Annotated in this window: 16 protein-coding genes; 6 read left to right on the top strand and 10 right to left on the bottom strand. The window is 42.0% G+C overall.

Annotated elements, in window-relative coordinates:
• Positions 1-38: 38 nt before the first annotated feature.
• The 8 genes from fusA to J7338_RS11860 form a co-directional block, all read right to left on the bottom strand.
• Positions 39-2,123, bottom strand: a complete 2,085-nt coding sequence (fusA, locus tag J7338_RS11895) for an elongation factor G (RefSeq protein ID WP_182717504.1) — start codon at positions 2,121-2,123, stop codon at positions 39-41.
• A 199-nt stretch (positions 2,124-2,322) separates the two neighbouring features.
• A complete protein-coding gene (locus J7338_RS11890) occupies positions 2,323-3,045 on the bottom strand; it encodes a response regulator (RefSeq protein ID WP_210797257.1) in 723 nt (240 codons plus the stop codon).
• 93 nt (positions 3,046-3,138) lie between these two features.
• Positions 3,139-4,761: an ATP-binding protein gene (locus tag J7338_RS11885; RefSeq protein WP_210797256.1), complete on the bottom strand. Its 1,623-nt coding sequence runs from the start codon at positions 4,759-4,761 to the stop codon at positions 3,139-3,141.
• A gap of 12 nt (positions 4,762-4,773) precedes the next feature.
• Positions 4,774-6,315 (bottom strand): tripartite tricarboxylate transporter permease, encoded by a 1,542-nt coding sequence (locus J7338_RS11880; protein WP_182757888.1) that lies wholly within the window; start codon positions 6,313-6,315, stop codon positions 4,774-4,776.
• 3 nt (positions 6,316-6,318) lie between these two features.
• Positions 6,319-6,786, bottom strand: a complete 468-nt coding sequence (locus tag J7338_RS11875; protein ID WP_210797348.1) for a tripartite tricarboxylate transporter TctB family protein — start codon at positions 6,784-6,786, stop codon at positions 6,319-6,321.
• Positions 6,787-6,798: 12 nt separating this feature from the next.
• Entirely contained in the window at positions 6,799-7,782 is a 984-nt protein-coding gene (locus J7338_RS11870; protein WP_210797255.1) for a Bug family tripartite tricarboxylate transporter substrate binding protein, read from the bottom strand.
• Between the two features lie 12 nt (positions 7,783-7,794).
• Positions 7,795-9,036 carry an OprO/OprP family phosphate-selective porin gene (locus J7338_RS11865; RefSeq protein WP_210797254.1) on the bottom strand — a complete coding sequence of 414 codons (1,242 nt, stop codon included), beginning with the start codon at positions 9,034-9,036 and terminating at the stop codon, positions 7,795-7,797.
• Between the two features lie 279 nt (positions 9,037-9,315).
• On the bottom strand, positions 9,316-10,962 hold the full coding sequence (locus J7338_RS11860) for a methyl-accepting chemotaxis protein (protein WP_210797253.1): 1,647 nt from the start codon (positions 10,960-10,962) through the stop codon (positions 9,316-9,318).
• A 328-nt stretch (positions 10,963-11,290) separates the two neighbouring features.
• On the opposite strand from J7338_RS11860, the gene J7338_RS11855 reads away from it, so the two are divergent.
• The 6 genes from J7338_RS11855 (at position 11,291) to J7338_RS11830 (ending at position 20,154) form a co-directional block, all read left to right on the top strand.
• On the top strand, positions 11,291-12,775 hold the full coding sequence (locus J7338_RS11855; RefSeq protein ID WP_210797252.1) for a serine hydrolase domain-containing protein: 1,485 nt from the start codon (positions 11,291-11,293) through the stop codon (positions 12,773-12,775).
• Between the two features lie 158 nt (positions 12,776-12,933).
• The gene (locus J7338_RS11850; protein WP_210797251.1) at positions 12,934-14,211 is read left to right on the top strand and encodes an HlyD family secretion protein; all 1,278 of its coding nucleotides are present in this window, start codon (positions 12,934-12,936) and stop codon (positions 14,209-14,211) included.
• Positions 14,208-14,963, top strand: coding sequence for an ABC transporter ATP-binding protein (locus tag J7338_RS11845; RefSeq protein ID WP_182717512.1), 756 nt, complete (start codon positions 14,208-14,210; stop codon positions 14,961-14,963). Before J7338_RS11850 ends, J7338_RS11845 begins: the two co-directional genes overlap by 4 nt.
• 1 nt (position 14,964) lies before the next feature.
• The gene (locus J7338_RS11840) at positions 14,965-17,418 is read left to right on the top strand and encodes an ABC transporter permease (protein ID WP_210797250.1); all 2,454 of its coding nucleotides are present in this window, start codon (positions 14,965-14,967) and stop codon (positions 17,416-17,418) included.
• Between the two features lie 66 nt (positions 17,419-17,484).
• The gene (locus J7338_RS11835; protein WP_210797249.1) at positions 17,485-18,870 is read left to right on the top strand and encodes a sigma-54-dependent transcriptional regulator; all 1,386 of its coding nucleotides are present in this window, start codon (positions 17,485-17,487) and stop codon (positions 18,868-18,870) included.
• Positions 18,871-20,154, top strand: a complete 1,284-nt coding sequence (locus J7338_RS11830; RefSeq protein ID WP_210797248.1) for a sensor histidine kinase — start codon at positions 18,871-18,873, stop codon at positions 20,152-20,154.
• A 793-nt stretch (positions 20,155-20,947) separates the two neighbouring features.
• On the opposite strand, the gene ylqF is transcribed toward J7338_RS11830, so the two are convergent.
• The gene (gene ylqF / locus J7338_RS11825) at positions 20,948-21,901 is read right to left on the bottom strand and encodes a ribosome biogenesis GTPase YlqF (protein ID WP_145240293.1); all 954 of its coding nucleotides are present in this window, start codon (positions 21,899-21,901) and stop codon (positions 20,948-20,950) included.
• Positions 21,902-22,155: 254 nt separating this feature from the next.
• A complete protein-coding gene (gene darG / locus J7338_RS11820; protein WP_210797247.1) occupies positions 22,156-23,223 on the bottom strand; it encodes a type II toxin-antitoxin system antitoxin DNA ADP-ribosyl glycohydrolase DarG in 1,068 nt (355 codons plus the stop codon).
• Between the last annotated feature and the right edge of the window lie 12 nt (positions 23,224-23,235).

The raw sequence follows: 23,235 nt of genomic DNA, 5'->3' as shown, positions 1-23,235 counted from the left end.
GCAACAAGTGCGGGTTTTTTCAAAGAGTGAAAGGCTAATTACTTAGCAGCTTTTTTCTCTTTTTCTGCAGCGATTACAGTTTCAGCTACGTTTTGTGGACATGGTGCATAGTGTGAGAACTCCATAGAGAACTGACCACGACCAGATGTCATTGTACGTAATGAACCGATGTAACCGAACATTTCTGATAACGGAACGTCAGCTTTAATACGAACGCCTGTTAAACCAGCTTCTTGGTCTTTCATCATACCACGACGACGGTTAAGGTCACCGATTACATCACCAACGTGATCTTCTGGCGTGAACACGTCAACTTTCATGATTGGCTCAAGAAGTTGTGCGCCCGCTTTAGGGATCGATTGACGGAAAGCGCCTTTAGCAGCGATTTCGAATGCGATTGCAGATGAATCCACGGCATGGAAGCCACCGTCGAAAAGTTCAACTTCAACGTCAAGCACTGGGAAGCCAGCTAGCACACCTTCGCTCATCATTGACTTGAAGCCTTTCTCAACTGCAGGCCAGAATTCTTTAGGTACGTTACCACCAACAACTGATGATTTAAACGTGAAGCCTGAAGCAACTTCGCCTGGCTTGATACGGTAGTCGATTTTACCGAACTGACCAGAACCACCAGATTGTTTCTTATGCGTGTAGCTATCTTCGATTTCACGAGTGATAGTTTCACGGTAAGCAACCTGTGGTTGACCAACGATAAGGTCTACGCCGTAAGTACGCTTAAGGATATCAACTTTGATATCTAAGTGAAGCTCACCCATACCTTTAAGGATAGTTTCGCCTGAATCTTCATCAGTCTCAACTTGGAAAGATGGATCTTCTGCAACCATTTTACCGATAGCAACACCCATTTTCTCATTACCGCCTTTATCTTTAGGCTGTACAGCAATCGAGATTACTGGAGTTGGGAATACCATTGGCTCAAGTGTTACTGGGTGCTTAGGATCACAAAGAGTGTGACCAGTTTGCACGTTTTTCATACCTACGATTGCAATGATGTCACCAGCTTGTGCGCTAGTTAATTCGTTACGGTCGTCTGCTTGCATCTCAACCATACGGCCAACACGCTCAGTTTTACCAGTAAACGCGTTAAGGATAGTGTCACCCTTATTAAGTTTACCTGAGTAAATACGTACGAAAGTTAATGCACCAAAACGGTCATCCATGATCTTAAACGCTAACGCTTTGAATGGTTCATCTACAGATACAACTGCAAACTCGCCGTTTTCGTTACCTTCTTCATCCATAAGCGGTTGAGGATCAACTTCTGTAGGAGATGGTAAGTAGTCAACAACAGCGTCAAGTACTAATTGCATACCTTTGTTCTTGAAAGCAGAACCACAGTATGTAGGGAAGAAAGCAAGGTCACGAGTACCTTTACGGATACAACGCTTGATATCTTCTAAAGAAGGTACTTCACCTTCCATGTATGCTTCCATTAGGTCATCGTCTTGCTCTACAGCAGTTTCGATTAGCATTTCATGGTATTCATCAACTTTGTCTACCATGTCTGCTGGAACGTCTTCGATCGTGTAGTTCTCTGGAAGACCAGTTTCGTCCCAGATGTATGCTTTTTTAGTTAAAACATCAACAACACCACAGAACTCATCTTCGATACCGATTGGTAACGTCATGATTAGTGGGTTTGCGCCAAGTACTTTACGTACTTGCTCTGTTACACGGTAAAAATCAGCACCCATACGGTCTAATTTATTTACGAAAATAACACGTGCAACTTCTGATTCGTTAGCATAACGCCAGTTAGTTTCTGATTGTGGCTCAACACCACCAGAACCACAGAATACACCGATGCCGCCATCAAGTACTTTTAATGAACGGTATACTTCAACTGTGAAGTCAACGTGTCCAGGAGTATCGATAACGTTAAAACGGTGATCTTTCCAGAAACAGCTTACAGCCGCAGACTGGATAGTAATACCGCGCTCAGCTTCTTGTTCCATGAAGTCAGTTGTTGATTCACCATCATGAACCTCACCAGTTTTATGGATTTGACCAGTAAGCTTTAGGATACGCTCAGTAGTCGTGGTTTTACCCGCATCAACGTGCGCGAAAATACCAATGTTTCTGTACTTCGATAAATCTGCCATTATTTTACTCTTAATAAAGTCGAAAAATTATTCGGCGGGAGTATAGCATTACTTATAGCGAACATCACCATACATGTCGCTTAAAATGCAATCAATTTTATAAAATATTTCAAACCGTAGTCATACAGTTTCGGTTTCAAGCTAATAGCTGCTATTAAAATAAAGTCTTTTGTTATAACATTCAGTAAGCTATGATTTTCTAAGCCATTTTATAGCAGCGTTCTGGCCGACCTATACTGCCATAGCTTTGGTCGGCACTGACTTGCTCTGCCTCCAGTAAATACTCTAGGTAACGTCGCGCAGTTGAGCGACTTACTCCTACAAGATCGCCCATTTGCTGTGCTGTAAAAGGCGTTTTTTTGTGCTCTTTAAATGCATCAATAATCTTTTTTAAAGTAAGCTGATCCACCCCTTTAGGCAGTCTAACCGGTGCTTTACTTTGTTCATTTGAGCCAAATAACGTATCAACCATAGATTGTGTTACTTCATTGGCATCCGATAAACACTGCTGACGAGACTCAAAACGTGCTAATGCTTGGTCAAGACGATTAAGCATCAAAGGTTTAACCAAAAAATCACAGGCCCCTAACTGCATCGCTTTTTCAAGGGTTTCAACTTCTTTGGCGGCAGTCAGTAGCATCACTTCACTTTTAATTGAGCGCCTGCGTAAGTCAGTTAATAATTCCAGACCGTTACCATCAGGCAGGTGAATATCAAGCAAGATCAAATCCGGCTCTATCGCCTGCAATAGCGCGGTAGCAGTACTGAGGTTTGCTGCAATACCAACTACTTGATACTGACCTTGACGCAAGCTTTGTCGCGCAGTTTGGTTCCCCGCAACCCCATTCGGTAAAAGCAGGTATTGAGCAATAAGTTGTGCAACTTCGAGCTCATCTTCTATGATAACTACTGAATATGTCATTTTTTATTACTCATTTTAGCGTTGCAATGTTAGCCCATTTACTTTTATTGTTGTTTGCTTCGCCACTGTTTATTAGCCTAAATTACCCTAGGGTTATTTAGGAATATAGACGCTTAATCGCGCGCCTTTTAAATCTGACTCACCAATTTCTAAACTACCACCACACGAATCTAAATTAGTTTTCACTAAATATAAACCAATGCCATGCTCTGCCCCTGCTTTTGAACTGTATTGTGGGGTAAATATTACTTCATGGTCGTTACCCAAGCCAAAACCACTGTCTTCAACATCAAACAATAATGTCTTACTCGTTTCATCAACCGTGACTCGTACATGAGGTTCTCGATCTTTACTGGCTCTGATCGCCGCATCAATGGCGTTATCAATTAAGTTGCCCAAGATTGATACTACTCGTTCTAACATTTCAGTACGTGCGATGGCACCGAGTAAACTTTCTGGGTTTAATTCCAATACCACGTTTAACTCGCGGGCTTTATGGTATTTACCCACCAGCAAACCGGCTAACACAGGATCTTGAATACGTTCTAATAAATGGTGGATCTGTGCTTGTGAACCTTGGCTTTCTTGGCCGATCAATTCGATTGCTTGCTCATTTTTACCCATTTGAATAAGCGCCCCAATTAGATTTAGCTTATTCGAATAGTCATGGGTTTGCACCCTTAACAACTCGGCAAATGCTTGTACTTTAGTCAGTTGCTGGCTCAAGTATTCAAGCTCATCAGCTGGGCGCAGAGTGAGTAAAATACCATCCGCCTGCCCTTGCACTTGCAATGAAAAACGCGACAACACCAAACGTTTATCCGCAGCAAACAACTCAAAGCCAAGCATTTTACGACGCTGATTTCGTAATAAAAACTCAGCATGCTCTGGCAGTAAATCTTTCAGAGTTAATGACTGATTAATACAGGCAACTGGTTTATCTAAAATTTCGCAGGCACGCTGGGTCAGTTTGCGTACTCGGCCATCGGGATCAAGTGCAATAACACCGCTACGCATGGTATTTAAAATAGCGTCCTGCTCTGAAAACAACCTCGCTATTTCATCTGGTTGCAAACCAAAGATGGCATTTCTTACTCGCTGACCAATAAAGATAGCGGCAATAATACTCAAAGCAACTAACAACAAACCCCAAATCATAATTTCAACAATCCGCTCACGGATCAAGGGCTCAACCGATTGCACTAAAAAGCCCACCGAGACTAAACCAATTATGTTTTGTTGGTCATCGTATACCGGCACTTTACCGCGAATAGATTCACCTAAGCTGCCCTGCGCCACTGAAATATAACGCTCGCCGTGTAACGCGTCTTGGCTATCGCCGCCAACCATTTTTTTACCGAGTTTATTGCTATCTGGATGGACGATTCGATGCGCATTTTTATCACCAATAACAATAAAATCTGCGCCAGTTAGCTGGCGCAGATTTTCTATTGCTTGGTTGATTGCCACCAAGTTACTAGGATTCTTTAAAGCTTTAACAACATCATCGCTTGATGCAATACTCGTCGCCACAGCGAGTGCTTTGTCACCAATGTGATCATGCAAACTTTGTGCGGTAATTCGATACACCAAACCGCTAAATAGCACCGCTTGTAATACACACAGCCCTGTCACCCAAATTATTAACCGCGTTTCTAAACGCTTAGGCTTTTTAACTATGTTTTGCAGCGGATTTTGCGTCTTGGTGTAGCTCATTTTTCACCTCAATTATGCATGCTCTTGCTTCACTTTGAGCGCCGCTTTATCTGCCCTGCGTTGGGTTATAAAGTCTTTTAATGGAAATAACAACACTAATATTGAGATAACAAAAATGCTCAATGTTAGTGGGCGTTCCCACAAGAAGCTTAATGAACCATCCGAGATCATCATTGAACGACGGAAATTACGTTCAATCATGTCACCTAAAATAAAGCCTAATAGTAATGGTGCCATTGGGAAAGCCAGTAGTCGCAACACCAACGCCACCACAGCAAAGCCAACCATCATAAATAAATCAAAGGTATTAAAGGAAACTAAATACACGCCAATTAAGCTGAAGAACAAAATCATTATCGTTAATACTGATTTTGGCATCGCTAATACTTTTGCAAAATATGGGATCAAAGGAAGATTCAGAATCAGCAATACAATGTTACCAAAGTACATGCTAACGATGACCGCCCAAAATACACTTGGGTTTTCTTGCATCAGCATTGGACCTGGCTGAATACCGTAAGCAATTAAGGCACCTAACATAATAGCAGTCGTACCCGAGCCTGGAATACCTAATGTCAATAATGGTACAAATGAACCGGTACACGCAGCATTGTTCGCTGACTCTGGCGCTGCTAAACCCCGCAATGACCCTTTACCAAACTTTTCTTTTAAGCCTTTAGGCGCTAAGTTTCGCTCAGTTGCATAAGCCATAAAGCTGGCAATCGTTGCACCTGCGCCCGGTAATACACCTACAATAAAACCAAGAATTGACGAGCGACCAATAACTGGTGCAATGTCTTTGATCTCTTCTTTGGTCAATTTAGTTGAACCGATTTGCGGTGTGTCTGAATCATTAATACTTTTAGTTTCTTTTTTCTCTGGACGCACTACATTAATAAGCGCCTCAGCCAGTGCAAAAGTAGCCATTGCCACTAATAAAAAGCTAATGCCATCAAGTAAGTCGGCTTGGCCTAACGTAAAACGCTCAGTACCAGATGATGGATCAATCCCCACAGTCGCGAGCATTAAGCCAAATACTGTCATCATCATGGCTTTTAAAAATTGCCCTTTATTAGAAAACGCCGCGATCGCTGTTAAACCTAAAAACATCAGTACAACGTAATCAGGAGATTGAAAACTCAGCGATACTTTTGCCAACAAGGGAGCTGCAACCATCAATAAAATTGCGCCTATGGTTCCGCCGATAAAGGAGGAATAAGCGGCTATCGCCAATGCTTTGCCAGCATGACCTTGTTTAGCCAGCGGATAGCCATCAAAGGAGGACGCAACTGTACCCGCCACCCCTGGGGCATTAATTAAAATAGATGATGTTGAACCGCCAAAAATTGCACCGTAATACACCCCCGCCATCAGAATCATCCCTGAATCGGCACCGATGCTATAAGTAATTGGGATCATTAACGCAATAGCAGTAATTGGCCCAAGCCCCGGAAGCATGCCGATAAAAGTACCAACAAAACAACCCACTATGACATACAATAAATTGTTCCAGTCGAGTACGGTCGACAAACCCAGCATAATTCCATCAAACATAACTTAACTCCACAGGTTGCCAGGAACCAAATAAATACCAAGCACTTGGGTCATTAAAAACCAAAACACTACAGCAACAGGGATAGAGGCCAATAATAGAATAGCCTTGCGGCGCTCACCCATAACAAAAAAGCCAACTAATAAAAACGCACTGGTTGAGATTAAAAAGCCAATAGGCTCAAGCGCTGCGCTATATATCACCATCAATATAAGCAACCCGATTGTTCGCAATACATGTGACTTTTCGAGCGCATTATCTTCATCAACGGCTGCGGTTGGTTTAAGTAAAGTAGCTCCGATAGAAAGCAGGCAAACGATAATCCCAAATGCCGCATATACTTTAGGTAAGGTGGCAGAAGTAACTGTTTCATACTCTTCAAAAGGAAGAAGTGGAATTTGCCATGCAACAATGGCGTATAAGGTAAATAGCGCCAAGAATAAACTTGGCCCTATTAATTCACGGTTTAACATCATTAACCCCGATTAACGTAATGTACGAATAAAGCCGAGTTCTTCCATGACTACTTTAAGCTGTGCTTCTTGCTGCTCAAGTGACTTTATAAATTGATCTTTTTCTTGGAATAGGTTTAACCAACCGTTACGTGCACGGACTACTTCCCACTCTGGAGTGGTTTGTAATTTACGTAACTTCTCGGTGTATTCTGCAAGTTTTCCAGCCGGTAAATTAGGTGCCGCAAAGAAACCACGCCAATTAACAAACTCCATATCATAACCAAGTGATTTTAAGGTTGGAATTTGTGGATAATCTGGTAGTGCCTCACCAGAGGTCACAGCTAGAATGCGCGCTTGACCGCCATTAGCGACTTCTAACGCTTCGCTAAGTCCGGTAGAAAGTAAGTTAACCTCGCCAGATAACAACCCTGCTTTGGCTTTACCACCCGCGTCATAAGGGATATAACGCAAACGACGTCCGTCAAGGCCTGCCGCTTTAACTGCTTGCGCTGCAACTAAGTGATCCATGCTGCCACGTGCAGAGCCGCCAGCTACTTTTACAGAGCCTGAATCTTCTTTTATTGCTGCGATCACATCCTGCCAGGTTTTAAATGGCGAATCGTTACGTACTACAAATGCACCGTAGTCGGCAATCATACTGGCAACGGGAGTTAAATCACGGTAGCTGTAAGGAATTTTACCGGTTAGTGCCCGCAACACGATAGGTGTTGAGTTAACCATTAAGATATCGCCTTTTTTAGTACCAGACTCAATCAGATAAGCGATTGCCCGACCACCGCCGCCGCCCGACATATTTTGGAAAGACGCATTATCTTCAATACCCGCTTTCACTAAACCTTCACCCACACCACGTGCAGTGGTATCCCAGCCGCCACCAGGGCCGCCCGGTACTAAAAAGTGAATGTCAGCCATAGCAAACGGACTGCTTAGTACCAATGATGCCGCAAGTACTGTAGTTTTAAATGATTTAAATGATTTTTTAAGTAAGCTCATATCAATTTACTCCTAAAATAAATACTGCATGCGCGCACTAAAGCCCATACCTGAGTCTTCATCACCCACTAACGCAGTTGCGCCTGGGCCCTCTACATCGCTGTAGATCAAGTTGCCCATAAATTTGATATCGCTGCTGATATAATAGGATGTGCCTAGGGTATAAGTAGTTACTTCAGTACCTTGTGTGCTACTTGTTGCATCCATTTGTGATACTCGGGCAACAAGCTCCCACGCATCTTTAATGCCTTTAGGTTGTACAAATAATGCTGAACCGGCTTTGTACCTGCGTTGCTCACCACCTAAGAAGTAGCTTGCTGATACATGAAACCCATCATAACGCTCGCCATCAAGCGGGTCAGCGCCATTAACAGCATCGAGTGTGCGGCTTGCGTATTCAGCTTCTAGCGTTAATGCATCAGCTTGATACGCAAACTCAAGACCACTTTGCGACAAACTATCCAATGCCACGACATTGCCACCCACCGCATAATCAACAAGACGTACATTGGCTTCACGTATTTCGCCACGGGCAAAGCGCGCACCTAACTCGTTACCACCCATATCACGGTATGAATGCCACGCACCTAAATGAATCACATCGCCAGGGGCTGCGCTTGACCAAGTAACACGTCCCGTTGCAGCGAGTGTTAGTTGATCATCTTCGTCATGACCCGTCGCACCAAAGGCATCATTTTTATAAATACCAACGGCATAACGAAAACCACTGTCTTTAAAGTATTGAGACGCTGATGCTCCCCAACGGAAGAACGGCGAAAAAGTATTGGCTAGCGTACTGCGCTCTATAGTATTGGTATGCTTAGAGCTCGTTAAGCCATTTAAGGTGATGTCTTCACGAATTTTACCCGCTTTAATTTTTAGACCATTATCGAAATTATAACGAACTCGCGCCATCACGATTTCTGCTGTACCTTCGGCAAACTCAAGCAGTAACTTGTGATCCCAGTTACCATGCTCACTTTCAACATAAGTACGGATACGACGCGCGAAAAAATCACCGCCCGCATCACCGTCATTATTCGCGTTATATGCACCATCAAAATAGTTGTAATCAAGTTGCACTCGACCACCAAATTCTAAATTAAAGCCGCTAGACTTCTTCAGCGCAGCAACCTCTTTTTGTAGTTCGTCTAGTTGCTGCTGTAATTTTTCAGTGTCATTGGCAGCGAATGCTGAGGTACTTGCTAACGCTGCTGCAATGGCTAAAGCCAATTGTGTGTTACTTGCTTTCATTGGTTGTTCTCTCCACACCTGTTGATGATTTTGTTGTCGTTAGATGAGCGACTGCACACTGCTATCTGTCTTCGAGCATAGTGTTAACGTCAGATTAACGAAATGTTTAGAAGTTAAGCTGCATTGATCTGCTTAAAATGCATTTAGCGCATAAAAATCATGCACAATATGAACAAAACCACAATTTTATAACTCGTTGATGGTAAATGATTATTCATTGGTGTTTAGCTAAAAGAGGCATCTTAAGGGGTGATAAATAATTCACCCCCTTGATAATACTTATACTTTAAAGTTGCTTACTAGGTTGTCTAACTGTTGACATTGCTGTGCCAATGCTTGGCATGCACGCTCAGCTTGATCCACTTTGTCTAGCATATTGCCACTTGATGTAGCGATACGTTGCACATTGATATTCACATCTTCACTCACTTGGCTTTGCTGCGTGGCAGCGGTGGCAATTTGCATGTTCATATCGTTAATAATGGTAACTGCGTCATTAATACGCTGCACCGATTGCGCGGCACCGCGAGAGTGCTCAATCGTTTGTTGACCGCTTTTGGTACTGGCTTGCATTGCACCAACCGCTTGATTGGTACCTTGTTGGAGCTTTTCAATCATGGCGTTGATCTCTCCGGTACTATCTTGCGTGCGACTCGCTAATGAACGCACCTCGTCAGCAACGACCGCAAAGCCTCGCCCCTGCTCACCCGCGCGCGCAGCTTCAATGGCCGCATTTAACGCTAACAAGTTTGTTTGATCAGCAATACCACGGATAACATCAAGCACAGTGGCGATATTCATTACATCTTGCTCTAAGGTGTTTATTACGTCGCTCGATGCCGAAATGTCGGTCACCAGTTGATTAATTAACGAAATGGTTTCTTCAATTGTGGCTTTTGCTACATTGGCATCATTATTAGCAGTACTTGTGGCACTGGCCGCATCATTAGCGTTTTGGCTTACGTTATCACTGGTCGTGCTCATTTCATTTACCGCAGCTGCCACTTGCTCACTTTCTATTTGCTGATTACTGGCTTCACTTAATACACTTGCAGTAATAATGCGCAAACTTTCAGTTTCATTGCGCACCTGTTCAGCCGAGCCGACAACCGCCAATACTGTGTTATGAATTTTACTGATAAAGGTATTAAACGAACGCGCAAGCGCACCCATTTCATCGTTTGACTCACTGTTTAACCGTTGCGTGAGATCGCCTTGGCCACTAGCTATGTTTTCTAATGCTAACTGCATTTTCTTTAACGGCGCCAAAATAACGGTAGACAGCAGCCAAGTTGCAGCTATTGATAAAACAAAGCTCAATACAATACCAAACTGCAAAGCAAAGCTAGCAGACTCTTGATTAGCGGTTACTTCAATTAAAGAATTTGTAAGTTTGGTATCTATTTCATCACGCATGCTAGTAACATTTTTGCGAATACGCGCTAACACTGCTTCCATATCTTGTTTATGCTCAGCTAAGTAACTAGCCGCAAGCTGGTGATCACTAAAAAGTGCTTGGTAGTAACGAGACCAAATAGCGACATCGGCTTTGATATTCGTAACCCGCTGTGCATTGATCGCATCAATGTAGCCAGACTTCACCAGCTTTAATGGGCTAGAAAGGCGCGCGTCGATACGGACTATATTATCTCGGTACTCTGCAAGCTGTACTATATAGTTTTGTTTGTCGCCTTGTCCTAGCACCATGCTCAAACCTGCCGTTTTCACCTGAAAGAGATCACGATAGCCGTCTTCAAGATCGTCCAGCACCGTTCGCACCTCTAAGCTTATAAAACTGTTAAGTCGAGCTTGCTCTTTAAACGTATACAACACGTAACCCGACAACACCGAAAAAATAACTAAGGCGACGACGACAGGAATAGCAAATTTAACTCGAAAGCTAAGGTTATTTATAAATTGGCTCATTTTTATCACTTATCAGTTTGCGGGCAATGGGAGGGTGTGTTTAAAAGAAAAATAGCGCTATGTACCTGAGAAAACAAATAAACTAAATGAACAAAAAGAATTAAAAAACCTAATAGCCACGACCATTCCAAGTATATTTATTAAGCCCTATAAGCCACACTCCCACTTTTAATTTGAAATTCCCATAAATGGGAATTTCCCAAGTCCGAAAAAACACAAAACACATAAATTTCAATACCTTACACTTTGGCATACTCCTCGCTTTAGTGCTCACATCAAAAACTATCTAAGCAAAAAATAGATACAAATGAACACTAAGGACAACATCGTGTACACAGCTTGCAAAAAATTAGCAAAAAAATTAATCCTACCAGCCATAACCCTTCTATCGGCCGCTTTCTGCGCCTTTTCAGCACATGCAGATGAGCTCGACCAATGGGTTGTTGAGTTAATGCAAAAAAGAAATATTCCGGGGTTACAACTCGCTGTTGTTCGAAATAACAAAATAATTAAAGTTGCCAGCTACGGAGTTGCAAATATTGAAGATAATATTGCCGTTGATGCCAATACTCTATTTGCAATTAATTCTGCAACAAAAGCCTTTGTTGGTGTAGCTCTAATGCAGCTTGTTGAGCAAAAGAAATTAGATCTCGATGCGCCTATTGCTAATTACCTACCAGAGCTGCCAACTCAGTGGCACGCTATAACAACAAGAGAGTTAATGAGCCATACCTCAGGCTTACCTGACATAATAAAAGATGAAATTGCTAATTTAATCTCAGATCAAGGACCCGATGATGCGTGGCAACAAGTACAAATTAAGCCATTAGAATTCGAAACCGGCACTCGCTTTAAATATAACCAAACAAACTACGCCATTATTGGTCAGTTAATTAACAAGCTAGCGGGGATCCCATTTCAGCAATTCATAGCGAAAAATCAGTTACAGAAAACTGAAATGAGCCGAACACTTGAAGCTGGCTTTAGTAATCTCAACAATGTTGTAAAGCACTCGGCTAGACGGTACGAAAGCCAAGCTAATGAACTTATAAATTCCAGAGAAGCCATTTTCTCTGAACTGTTACAAACCGCCGCAGGCATGGCCTCAACAGCAACAGAATTAGCAAATTGGCTAGTGGCATTACAAACAAATCAGTTTATTAGTGCACAAAGTATTCAGCAAATGTGGTCCCCGACCCGCCTAAAAAACGGTCATACTCAAGGCTTTAATCAGCGTTTAAATGGCTATAGTCTTGGCTGGCCAGTTATGGGCCGAGAAGAGCATCCTGCATTAGCTGCGGTAGGTGGTAACAGAGCGGGTATCTTTGTTTACCCTAAAGATAATATGTCGATTGTCATCCTAACTAACTTAATTGGCGCACTGCCGTCGCAATTTGTAGATGAAATTGCCGGATTTTATATCCCGCAAATGAAACAAGAGAATGGCTTTGGTTTACCCAAAAATATTAAACGCTTATGGCAAGTTCTTGAAGTACAAGGCTATGGAAATGCAATTACAGCTGCCGCTCAATTAAGTAAAGATGAGCAGATTCAATTTACCGAAAACAATATTAACTTATGGGGTTATTCGCTTATTAACCAAGACAAACTCAATGAAGCGTTAGCGGTTTTTAAGCTTAACACGCACCTTTATCCACATAGTTACAATACCTTTGATAGCTTAGCAGAAGCGTACTGGTATCTCGGTGACCACCAACAAGCAATCGCCAATTATAACCATGTACTTAAACTCCAGCCTGATAATACTCATGCAAAAAAGCAGCTGACTAAATTAGCAAAAATTAATCAGTAAACTCGCTTTTAAATTATCCCACTTTTGATTTATACATCCCAGAAGTGGGAAAAACTGCATTAACAAAAAACATAAAAACAATTAGAATCAATAATTTAAATTTTGGCATACTCCTCGCTACCGTGTTTATTAGTTATAAACATAAAGAAATATAACCTATGGATATAGATAGCACCTTAAAACGCAGCACCAAACCGAGTCAGCGTAAAAAACTCATATTTGGTACCTTACTTATTAGCATAGCGCTTATTATTTGGCTGATTTACTCATGGCTAGCACCTACCACATTGGCGGCTAATCAACTGCAAATAGCCACCGTAACTCAAGCTGATTTTGTAATAAAAATACGTGGCTTTGGCCGTTTAAAATCAAAGTATCAGCGTTATTTAACCAATACCGATAGCGCCATGGTCGAAGCTATTCATGTATACCCCGGCACCCGCGTCAATAAAGACACCGTTATTTTAACCCTGGTAAATCCACTACAAGCGCAGCGTTTATCAGTCGCACGGCTCGAATTGGCAAGACAAAAAGTCAGCGCTAACGAACAAATAATCAATCAAAAAAGTCAGCTATTAGAGCGCCAAGCAAGCCTGACTATTTTAAAAAGCGAGCTTGAAAGTGCCCAGCTGCGTGCACAGGCCGAAAGTAAATTAATCGAGCAAGGCATTGTTTCAAGCCTTGATTACAAGCGCAGTTTATTAACCGTGAAGCAGCTAGAGCAACGTGTTGATATTGAAAAGCAACGCTTAATCCAATTAGCCGATATGCACCATCAGCGCAGTAAAATTCAACAAGAGCTATTAAGCCAATTTGAATTGAACTATCAAGTACAACAGCAAGCCTTTGATGACTTACAGGTCACCGCTGGCATTGACGGCATGCTGCAAGAGCTTAATGTTGAGCTTGGTCAAAATCTTACACCAGGTACACGGCTCGCCATAGTAGGCTCAGATACCGCTCTCAAGGCTGAGCTTAGTGTGCAACAAAGCGATGCAGAAAAAATAGCTTTAAATATGCCAGCAAGAGTAAACACGTTTAGCACGGGTAATAGTGGCGAAGTAATCGCAACTGTCACCCGTATTGACCCTATCGTCAGTGATGGCCGCGTGATGATTGAACTTGATTTAACAGGTTCGTTGCCAGCTAACGCACGCCCAGATTTAAGTATTGAAGGGTATGTAATAAGCCACGTCATACCCAATGCACTCACCGTTAACTTACCCACCAAAGTGCAAGCCGATACTGACGCTACGCTTTTTAAACTTAACCCGACTACCCATTTAGCACACCCCACGCATATTGAATTTGGTACACTCAGTGATAACAAAATTCAACTGCTAAGCGGCGCTAACGTGGGTGAACAGCTGATCATTTCAGATCTCTCTAAATGGCAGCATTTGGCAACTATAAAAATAGAACAGGAAAGTTTATGAACACTAATACACTTATCTCATTAAAAAATATCGCCAAGGTTTATCGCAGCCAAAATGTTGAAACCTACGCCCTCAAAAATATCGACCTTGAAATAAATCAAGGCGATTATATTTGCATTAGTGGCCCATCAGGCTGTGGTAAATCAACGCTGTTATCTTTACTTGGCTTGCTCGACAGCCCCACCGAGGGACAATATTTTATTAAAAACGTTGATACCAAAACCCTCGACATGGACCAACAGGCAGAGCTACGTAATTTACATATTGGCTTTATTTTTCAGTCATTTAATTTAATAGATGAGCTGTCAGTTTTTGATAACGTAGCATTGCCGCTGACCTATCGTGAGCCTGCTATGAGCCAAGCTGATATTCAGAGCGCAGTAAAGCATGCTCTTGATGAGGTTGAAATGGGGCACCGCGCCCAACATAAACCTAATCAGCTCTCTGGTGGGCAACAACAACGTATTGCTATTGCCCGCGCCCTTGCCGGTAAACCCAGTATTTTATTGGTTGATGAGCCAACCGGTAACCTTGACTCTAAAAATGGTGATGCAGTGATGGACTTGCTCGACGCACTGAATCAAAAAGGCACTACCATTTGTATGGTAACCCATGATTTACGTTACGCAGGACGCGCAAAAACTCAGCTAAAACTACTCGATGGCGAAATTATCTCGTATTCGCAAGCACGCCAAGATACGCACACTGAAAATACCAGCGCTGTATCCGCTGATACTGCCGAGGTGATTTAACATGAGCCGTTTAACTAAAACACGTAGTCAACTGCGCTTGGCGTGGGCATCACTGATGAACGCACCGGGGTTTGTTACCGCCGTTGTAGCCACCTTGGCGCTCACTCTCGCGACGTTATTTGTAGTGCTAAGCTTGGTAAATAGTTACTTTTTAAAACCCCTTGATGTATTTGACGAAACCCGCATGGTGGTGGTTGAGCAAAGCCTAACCTATGACGATTACGATGCGGTTGGCTTTCAAAGCTATCAGTCGATGGTGCACTGGCTTAAAAACAATCAAAGCTTTGAGCGCACCTTTATGATAAATGCCGCTGAACATGTTTTTTCAAACTTAGACGGACAACCTAAAGAGGATGTGCTGTATGTAGGCGGTGAATATTTTGAGCTCCTACATACTCCCTTTCTACTCGGACATGGCTTTAAAAAGGGTGGAACTTTAGAGGAAGCTGATAATAGCGTAGTCATTTCAGAGAAGTTCTGGAAAGAACACTTTAATAATGACCCTGATATAATTGGTAAATCCTTAAAAACAGCCAGCGAAGATGAAGGTAATGGGCATATAATAATAGGTGTTGTAGCGGCTAATTTCAGCCCCCCATATATGATTAAAGCAGGCTCTGTTGAAGTTTGGTATCCAACCAGTTCTGACCGTCGATTTTTCCATAATGATGACTGGCAAAGCCCGTGGACCAACACGTTTAGAAACTTAAAACTGATTGCAGTATTAAAGCCTGGCGTCACTAACGAGCAAGTAAAAACCGACTTAAAAGCCCAAATTGATACGATTAAATCCCAGTGGCTCAATAATGGCGGCATTACTGATGTAAAGCCCGTTGTAACACCGTATCGTGAAGTTGAGCTTGGCAATAACGATCAACTTAGTTTAATGATGCTTGCAGGCGCGGTGGGGCTATTGGTCATCGCTGTACTAAACGTCAGCACCTTGTTTTTTTCACGCGCGTTAGCACAGCATAAAACCTTAGCGCTGCAAGCTGTACTGGGCGCAAAACGTAAAACTTTATTTAGCAGCATTTTACTGCAATCACTCATTTTAATGAGTATATCGGTCAGCATTGCACTGTTTTTATCTATTTGGGGCATTCGGTTATTCAAAGTACTTGCAGAAGGACGCTTGCCACTGGTGAACAGCTTGGCTGTTGACCTTAATTTGGTGCTGATAGCGGTAGTTATGTGTATTGCTTTAGCGTACATATTCTCAGTGATCACTGCACGTTTAGTTAACTACAAAACCTTAAATAGCCAAATGCAAAACAGTGGCAAAGGCGGCGTGTCGCAAGTGTCTGGGCGTACTGTGCGTATATTGATTGGCACACAAATGTTTGTGGCCGCTTTATTAGTTAGCTTTTCAATTATGATTGTTAGCAAAGCGCTCGATACCATTAATCGCCCACTGGGTAGCGACACTGAAAACCTGTACTTTGCACAGTTATTTCAAACTAATAATGATGCAACATTAGCTGAGCGCTATGAACAAGTTAAGCAGTATCAAAAAGTATTACAAAATAGCGAAGGCATTAAAGATGTTGCACTTGGCCATAGCCCTGTGACACCAAGGCAAAATGCCACTAGCTTGACCAATGTTGAAGGTAAAAGCTCCATCTTCTTCCCAAGCCAGTGGGTCGGGCCTGATTACTTTGCTTTAGTCGGCACAAAAATACTCGCAGGTCGTACTTTTAGTGAACAAGCTATACGTGGTGAAACTAACGAGCTGTTGGTCTCTGTCAGTGTCGCTAAATGGCTATTACCCGATCAGGAATACACTAATATTATCGGTAAAAGCTACAGAGGCCTTGAAGATAAAATGTTTGAAATCGTCGGCATAACGGAGGATTTTAACCACCCTAAATACTATGACGAATCATTTGGCCGGCACATTTGGTGGCCTGCACAACCTCGCAGCTATATGTTTGTTATTAAAACAGAGCAAGGTGTTGCGCTTACCAGCAAGCACGTTTTAAGTTTATTAAGAAAAGCCAATAGTCACCTAACCTTATGGCAATTTAGAGACTTACAACAAGAGTACGATGATTTATTGTATATGAGCCACCTAACTGTTGCACTGTGTAGTACCTTGGCATTATTTACTCTATTATTAGCAGCAATAGGTATCTTTGGCGTGCTGAGCTATAACCTAGGTCTGCGCCGTTATGAGTTTGGTATTCGCATGGCGCTCGGCGCTAAAAAGATACGCTTATTTAAATTAATGAGCAAAGAGGCGGTGATCCCTGTGCTGATTGGCTTTGCCCTTGCAATAATAACCGTGTTAGCTGGTTATTTTATACTTCAAGAACAGCTAATATCATGGCTAATCATGGATGTCCGGCTGCAATTAATGGCATGGGCAATTACCTTAATTATTGCCATGTTCGCGTGTTTTAGGCCATTATTACTGTTAATTAAAGCAAAACCTATGGCTGCGCTTCGTAACGACTAAGCAATATGATGTGATAACCAAGCAAAAGTAAAGCAATTTGCTTTTGCTTGAAACAAGAAGAACAAAATGGACACAATTTTAGTTATCGACGACCAAGCCGATGTACGCATGGCGGCCATCGTGGCATTAAATCAAATTGGCTATCAATGCATTGAAGCACAAGGCCCAGAGCAGGCGCTGGAAATAATCAGCAGCACAGCTATAAGCCTTATTTTGCTTGATATGAACTTTAAACTCGACACCACATCCGGCGCTGAAGGACTGCGATTTTTACAGCAACTGCAGACCCTGAGCGCTAATATCCCAGTGGTAGTCATGACCGCATGGGCAAGCGTTGATGTTGCTGTAAAAGCCATGCAGTTGGGTGCGGTCGATTTTGTTGAAAAGCCATGGAACAACCTACGCTTAACGGCGGTGGTACAACAGCAGCTCAAACAACAAAAAACCAACCACGACAATGCTTGTTTAAAAGCATTGCATAGCACCAGCGATGCTAATTACATTGCCCTGTCAGCCACTATGCAACAGTTATTAGCCCGAGCTAAACGCGCAGCCCAAACCAATGCCAGCATTTTAATTACTGGCGAAAATGGCACTGGCAAGAGCCTCTTAGCACATTACATACACCAACATTCAAACCGCAGTGAGCAACGCTTCGTTAGCGTAAACATTGGTGCTATTGCCCCTTCATTATTTGAAAGTGAATTATTTGGTCATAAAAAAGGCGCTTTTACTGATGCCAAAGAAGACCGCTTAGGCCGCTTTGAAATAGCCAATAGCGGTACCTTATTTTTAGATGAAATAGCCACTTTGCCGCTGGAGTTACAAAGTAAAATGCTGCGCGTACTCGAAAGCCAAGAATTTGAAGTGCTCGGCTCCAGTCAAACCAAAATTGCCGATGTTCGTATTATTGCTGCAACCAATGCAGAGCTTGCCAAAGCCATTGAAGAAGGCGAATTTCGCCGCGATTTGCTGTTTCGACTCAACACCATTGAACTACACATTCCGCCCCTGCGCGAACGCCCGGAAGATATTGTTGAGCTGGCTAATCACTTGTTGGCAACACACAGTAAAAAATATCAGCGCGAAGGCTTGTCACTTTCTGCCGCCGCGACCGCTGCGCTTACGCAATACAGTTGGCCGGGCAATGTACGCGAACTGAGCCACTGCATTGAACGCGCAGTGATCATGAGCGATAACGACAATATTGACGCCAATGATTTGATTCTTGCACAACCCAGTAGTGAAGTAAGCACCAGCCATAGCGCAGCAGCCAATCAATCACTCCCGCTATTACCGCTGGAGGAGCTAGAAAAACAAATGATCCAAAAAGCACTGGCTGAATTTAATGGCAATGTTATTGCTGCTGGGGAATTTTTAGGATTAAGTAAATCAGCTATTTACAGGCGCATCGATAAGCATCAGCTTGATTTAAAAGAAGTAGACAGTTAAATGCCAACCAACCAGTCACTTGAGCTGCACCTTAAACGCTACCTTTATTTGATGGTTTTTATCCTGCTGACGTTATCTATTTTGCTTACGATCAGCTGGGATTTAGATTGGTTTGCCAGCATCAGTATATTATTGCCGTTGATCACTCTAACGGTACTTGCGGCGCTAAAAAGTTATCGGCTAGTTACCGATATACTCGATCGATTTGGCTTACAACTTGATGCCCTTGCGAATAACGAAAGCAATAGCTGGCACTTAGCCAAATACCAAGGTGGGCGCATTACAAGCTTAAAAGCCGACTTTAATAAACTCAGTAATAAAATTGCTAAAAATAAACGTCATTACATACAAACCGAAGAGTTTGTATTTGAGTTTGTTGGCATGCTTGATTTACCCATTGTTATTTTAGACCCGCACGGATTAGTCTATTTCACTAATCAAGCATTCTTAAATAGTTTAACCACTCCTGACGTTGCAGGTTTAACAGCAAATAATCTCGGCCTCATATATAACCAAGGCATGTGGCAACAACATGATGATTCATGTTTTGAGCAGCGTTTTCATATCTCATCACAAACATTTTGGCGTGCAGGGCGAAGCTACGAATTACTGACATTATTTTCGATTGAGCAACAACTACGTAGCAACGAGCAACAAGTATGGCAGCGATTAATACGCGTACTTAATCATGAAGTCAGAAACTCCCTCACACCGATTTACTCAATGAGTCAGTCTCTTCAGATCATGAAGCAGCAAGGACAGATCAGTAATGCACCTGATTTAGCCAGCGACATGCTACAAGTGATTGAAAAACGCGCCCAGCATTTACTCGACTTTGTAGCCAGTTACAGTGCCTTTTCACAGCTGCCTGCCGCTAATAAGCAAGCCGTAACCACAGAACAAATCAATCTGAGATTACATGCCTTATTTCCACAGTTAGTTATTCAAGCAACTGAACCTCAGCACATCAATGTAGATTTAGGCCAGTTAGAACAAGCACTAATCAATCTAATTAAAAATGCCTTTGAAGCCGGAGGTAGTAGTGCACCTACATTTAGCTGGCAACAACATAAAGATAAAGTTGTTATTGAGCTGCTCGATAGCGGCACTGGAATTACAAATCCTGATAACCTATTTGTGCCTTTTTATTCAACTAAGGAACAAGGAGCTGGCATAGGCTTAGTTATAAGCCGCGAACTCATTCGTAATCAAGGTGGTCAGTTACAATTATTAGCCAATCCAAATGGCCAAGGTACACAAGTCACGATTACCTTACCATTGTAAATTAATAGCTTTCATTTTCTACCAATAATTATTATCCGTTCAATACTTAACAAACAATTAAATTGAACCATACATAATTATTTTGTTTGGAATATAAACCTAATAAATTAAATGAGAATTATTTGCAAGTGAGTGTTGACAGATTAAACAATCTAACTGATAATCAATATCAACAAGACGATAGAGCACCACGACTTGTACAGAATAAACTGAATTTGTTTCTCGACCCTGAAACACGTGTGGCGCACGTAAACAGCTAAGGTTACCTGTTACTAACCGCAACGCCCCTTGATGTTGGTGACAGGTAACCGCCCTACTATTTTACTTGCTACATTGCTCATATCGGTGACGGTAGATATGACACTAAAAAGCCCTTACGGGCTTTTTTTATGTCTAAAATTCATGTTAGACATTTGCTTTCTCTATAGCCGCCTAAATAGAATAAAGAAAAACAACAAATAAAACTTAATGAGAATTATTTCCAAATAGATATTGACACTTTGCCAGATCTAACTGATAATCAATATCAACAAGGCGATAAAGCATCACGACTTGTACGGAATAAACTGAATTTGTTTCTCTACCCTGAAACACGTGTGGCGCACGTAAACAGCTAAGGTTACCTGTTACTAACCGCAACGCCCCTTGATGTTGGTGACAGGTAACCGCCCTACTATTTTACTTGCTACATTGCTCATATCGGTGACGGTAGATATGAAACTAAAAAAGCCCTTACGGGCTTTTTTTATGTCAGTAATTTAGTGAACTAGGCTTTAACCTACGCTTTTAAAAATTAACGGCGGTTTTTACGTGCTCGTGCTCGACGTTGTTTTTTCTCTTCTTCTTTAGCGGCTTTTTTAGCCTCAGCCGCAGCACGAAGCCCTGCAACCATCACTTCTTCTTCTTCACGCATGGCAGGTGTTTCCATGGTAATGCGACCAATAATACCATCACGTAATTCATTAATTAGAATTTCAGACATTTTATAAGTATCAATTTGGTTACCACCACGAATACAACCACGCTTTTTACCCGCCATTTCAACAAACTCCCAATCATTTTCAGGTAATTCATCAATTTTATAACGCGCTTTTAAAAGTTCAGGATACGCCCGCAATAGATATTCAGCGGTGTAACTTGCCACTTCTTCATATTCAAGTGCGGTATCACGTATCGCACCTGTAGCACCTAAACGGTAGCCTGAGTTTTCATTTTCTACTTTTGGCCATAACATACCCGGTGTGTCGTAAAGCATGATGCCGTCTTCAAGCTTAATACGTTGCTGCGCTTTAGTAACCGCCGGTTCGTTGCCTGTTTTCGCAACAATACGACCCGCTAACACATTAATTAACGTAGATTTACCCACGTTAGGAATACCCATGATCATGGCTTTAATCTGCTTATCGGCACCAACTTTGTGTGGTACTAATTTTTTACACAGTTCATTAATACGATGAACTTCAGCCGCTTTATCATTACCAAACGCAATCGCTTTAACGCCATTTTCTTGCTCAAAGTAATCCTTCCACGTTTGCGTCATTTTAGGATCGGCTAAATCAGCTTTATTCAAAATTTTGATGACCGGCTTACCTTCACGCAACGTCGCCACCATCGGGTTTTCACTACTGTAAGGAATGCGCGCATCAAGCACTTCAATGATCACATCCATTTGTGGCATTATTTCTTTAATTTCATTACGGGCTTTATTCATATGCCCAGGGAACCACTGTATTCCTGCTCTACTCATTTGATTTATATGACCTTTAATTAAAGGCCGCAGCCTATGGGTACTAATGTGGGTACTAATGTGGGTACTAAAAGTAAAACTATGCTTTTGTACTTTTCGTTTATGGAGGGAGTTTACTACAAAATAGCATTCTAATTCTTCTTAAAATAAACTCATCAAACAAGATCTAAAGTATCGAAAATGCGATTCATTATATTTATGAATAAGAAAAGTGCAGCAAAAAGGGAAGCATATAGCTTCCCTTTAAAGTAATTTTAAGCAATTTGTGCTTTTAAATTTAACCAGTCTTCTTGTTTTAGCTTGTTCCAAGCAGCAAGAATGCGGGCAGGTTTCATTACCGATTTTCGAGCATTCCAACTATGTACTGAGTTAATAAGTAGATCATCAGTAATGTCGTTACCTTCTAACTCATTAGTGGCAACCCAATGCACTGTTGAAAGTAGCTCCATACCGTTTTGCGACTCAAAGCCTTCTATTAGCCTCGCTACTTTATCAAATCGTTGTTTTGTCTCTGGACATTCTTGCAAATAGTTAAGCGCCTCAATAGCAGCATCATCTTTTAACTCTATAGGCGTATCAGGCTTATTTATACCGTCTGCATAACCAGTAATAAAGTGACCTTCCATTTTATCTAACACATGGCGCAGCACATCAGCATAAGGGCCATAATGATGTTTTTGGAATATCACTTTGTTTAAAGGCTCACCCGCTGCAGTTAAAAAATACACAAGCTTTTGTACTTCTAGTAGCGATAAACGATAACCAAACCCTGTAGAGGTATAACGTTCTATCAAGCCCAGCACTGCGGCTCTGCCTAGCGTCATTTCAGGTCTTTTAGTTTTATTAGGCATAGCCTGGGCACTTGGTGCATTTTGTGGCGGGTATACACGCCATTCAACGTCTGGTAATTCATTTAAAGAACGTTGTATGAGTGAATCAACAGCATGCCAATCTAAGCCCCCTAAGCCACTTCCCAGTGCTGGTAAGGCGACTGATTTAAGCCTTAACCGCTTTACTTCAGCTTTTAGGCTGTTCAGCCCTCGCTCTATATACTCAAGTTTAGAACTACCTTTCCAGTGTGCTTTAGTAGGAAAGTTAATAATATAAAATGGTGCATTAATAGAATTAAGCTCAACGGTTAACACTTCACCTGTTACCAGCTTTTTATCATCACAGGCTTTTTTGTATATCTTAAAATTATCAGGAAAGGCCTTTTTAAATTGCAAAGCAAGCCCCTTACCCATTACCCCTACAGTATTAAGTGTGTTGATAATAGCATCTGCTTGATCATGTAAAATATTGCCAGTTTGATAAGTAATCATCTTAACCTCAGT

Source organism: Pseudoalteromonas ostreae (assembly GCF_018069805.1).
GTDB classification, from domain to species: Bacteria; Pseudomonadota; Gammaproteobacteria; order Enterobacterales; family Alteromonadaceae; genus Pseudoalteromonas; species Pseudoalteromonas ostreae.
This window is presented reverse-complemented; position numbering and strand designations above follow the sequence as displayed.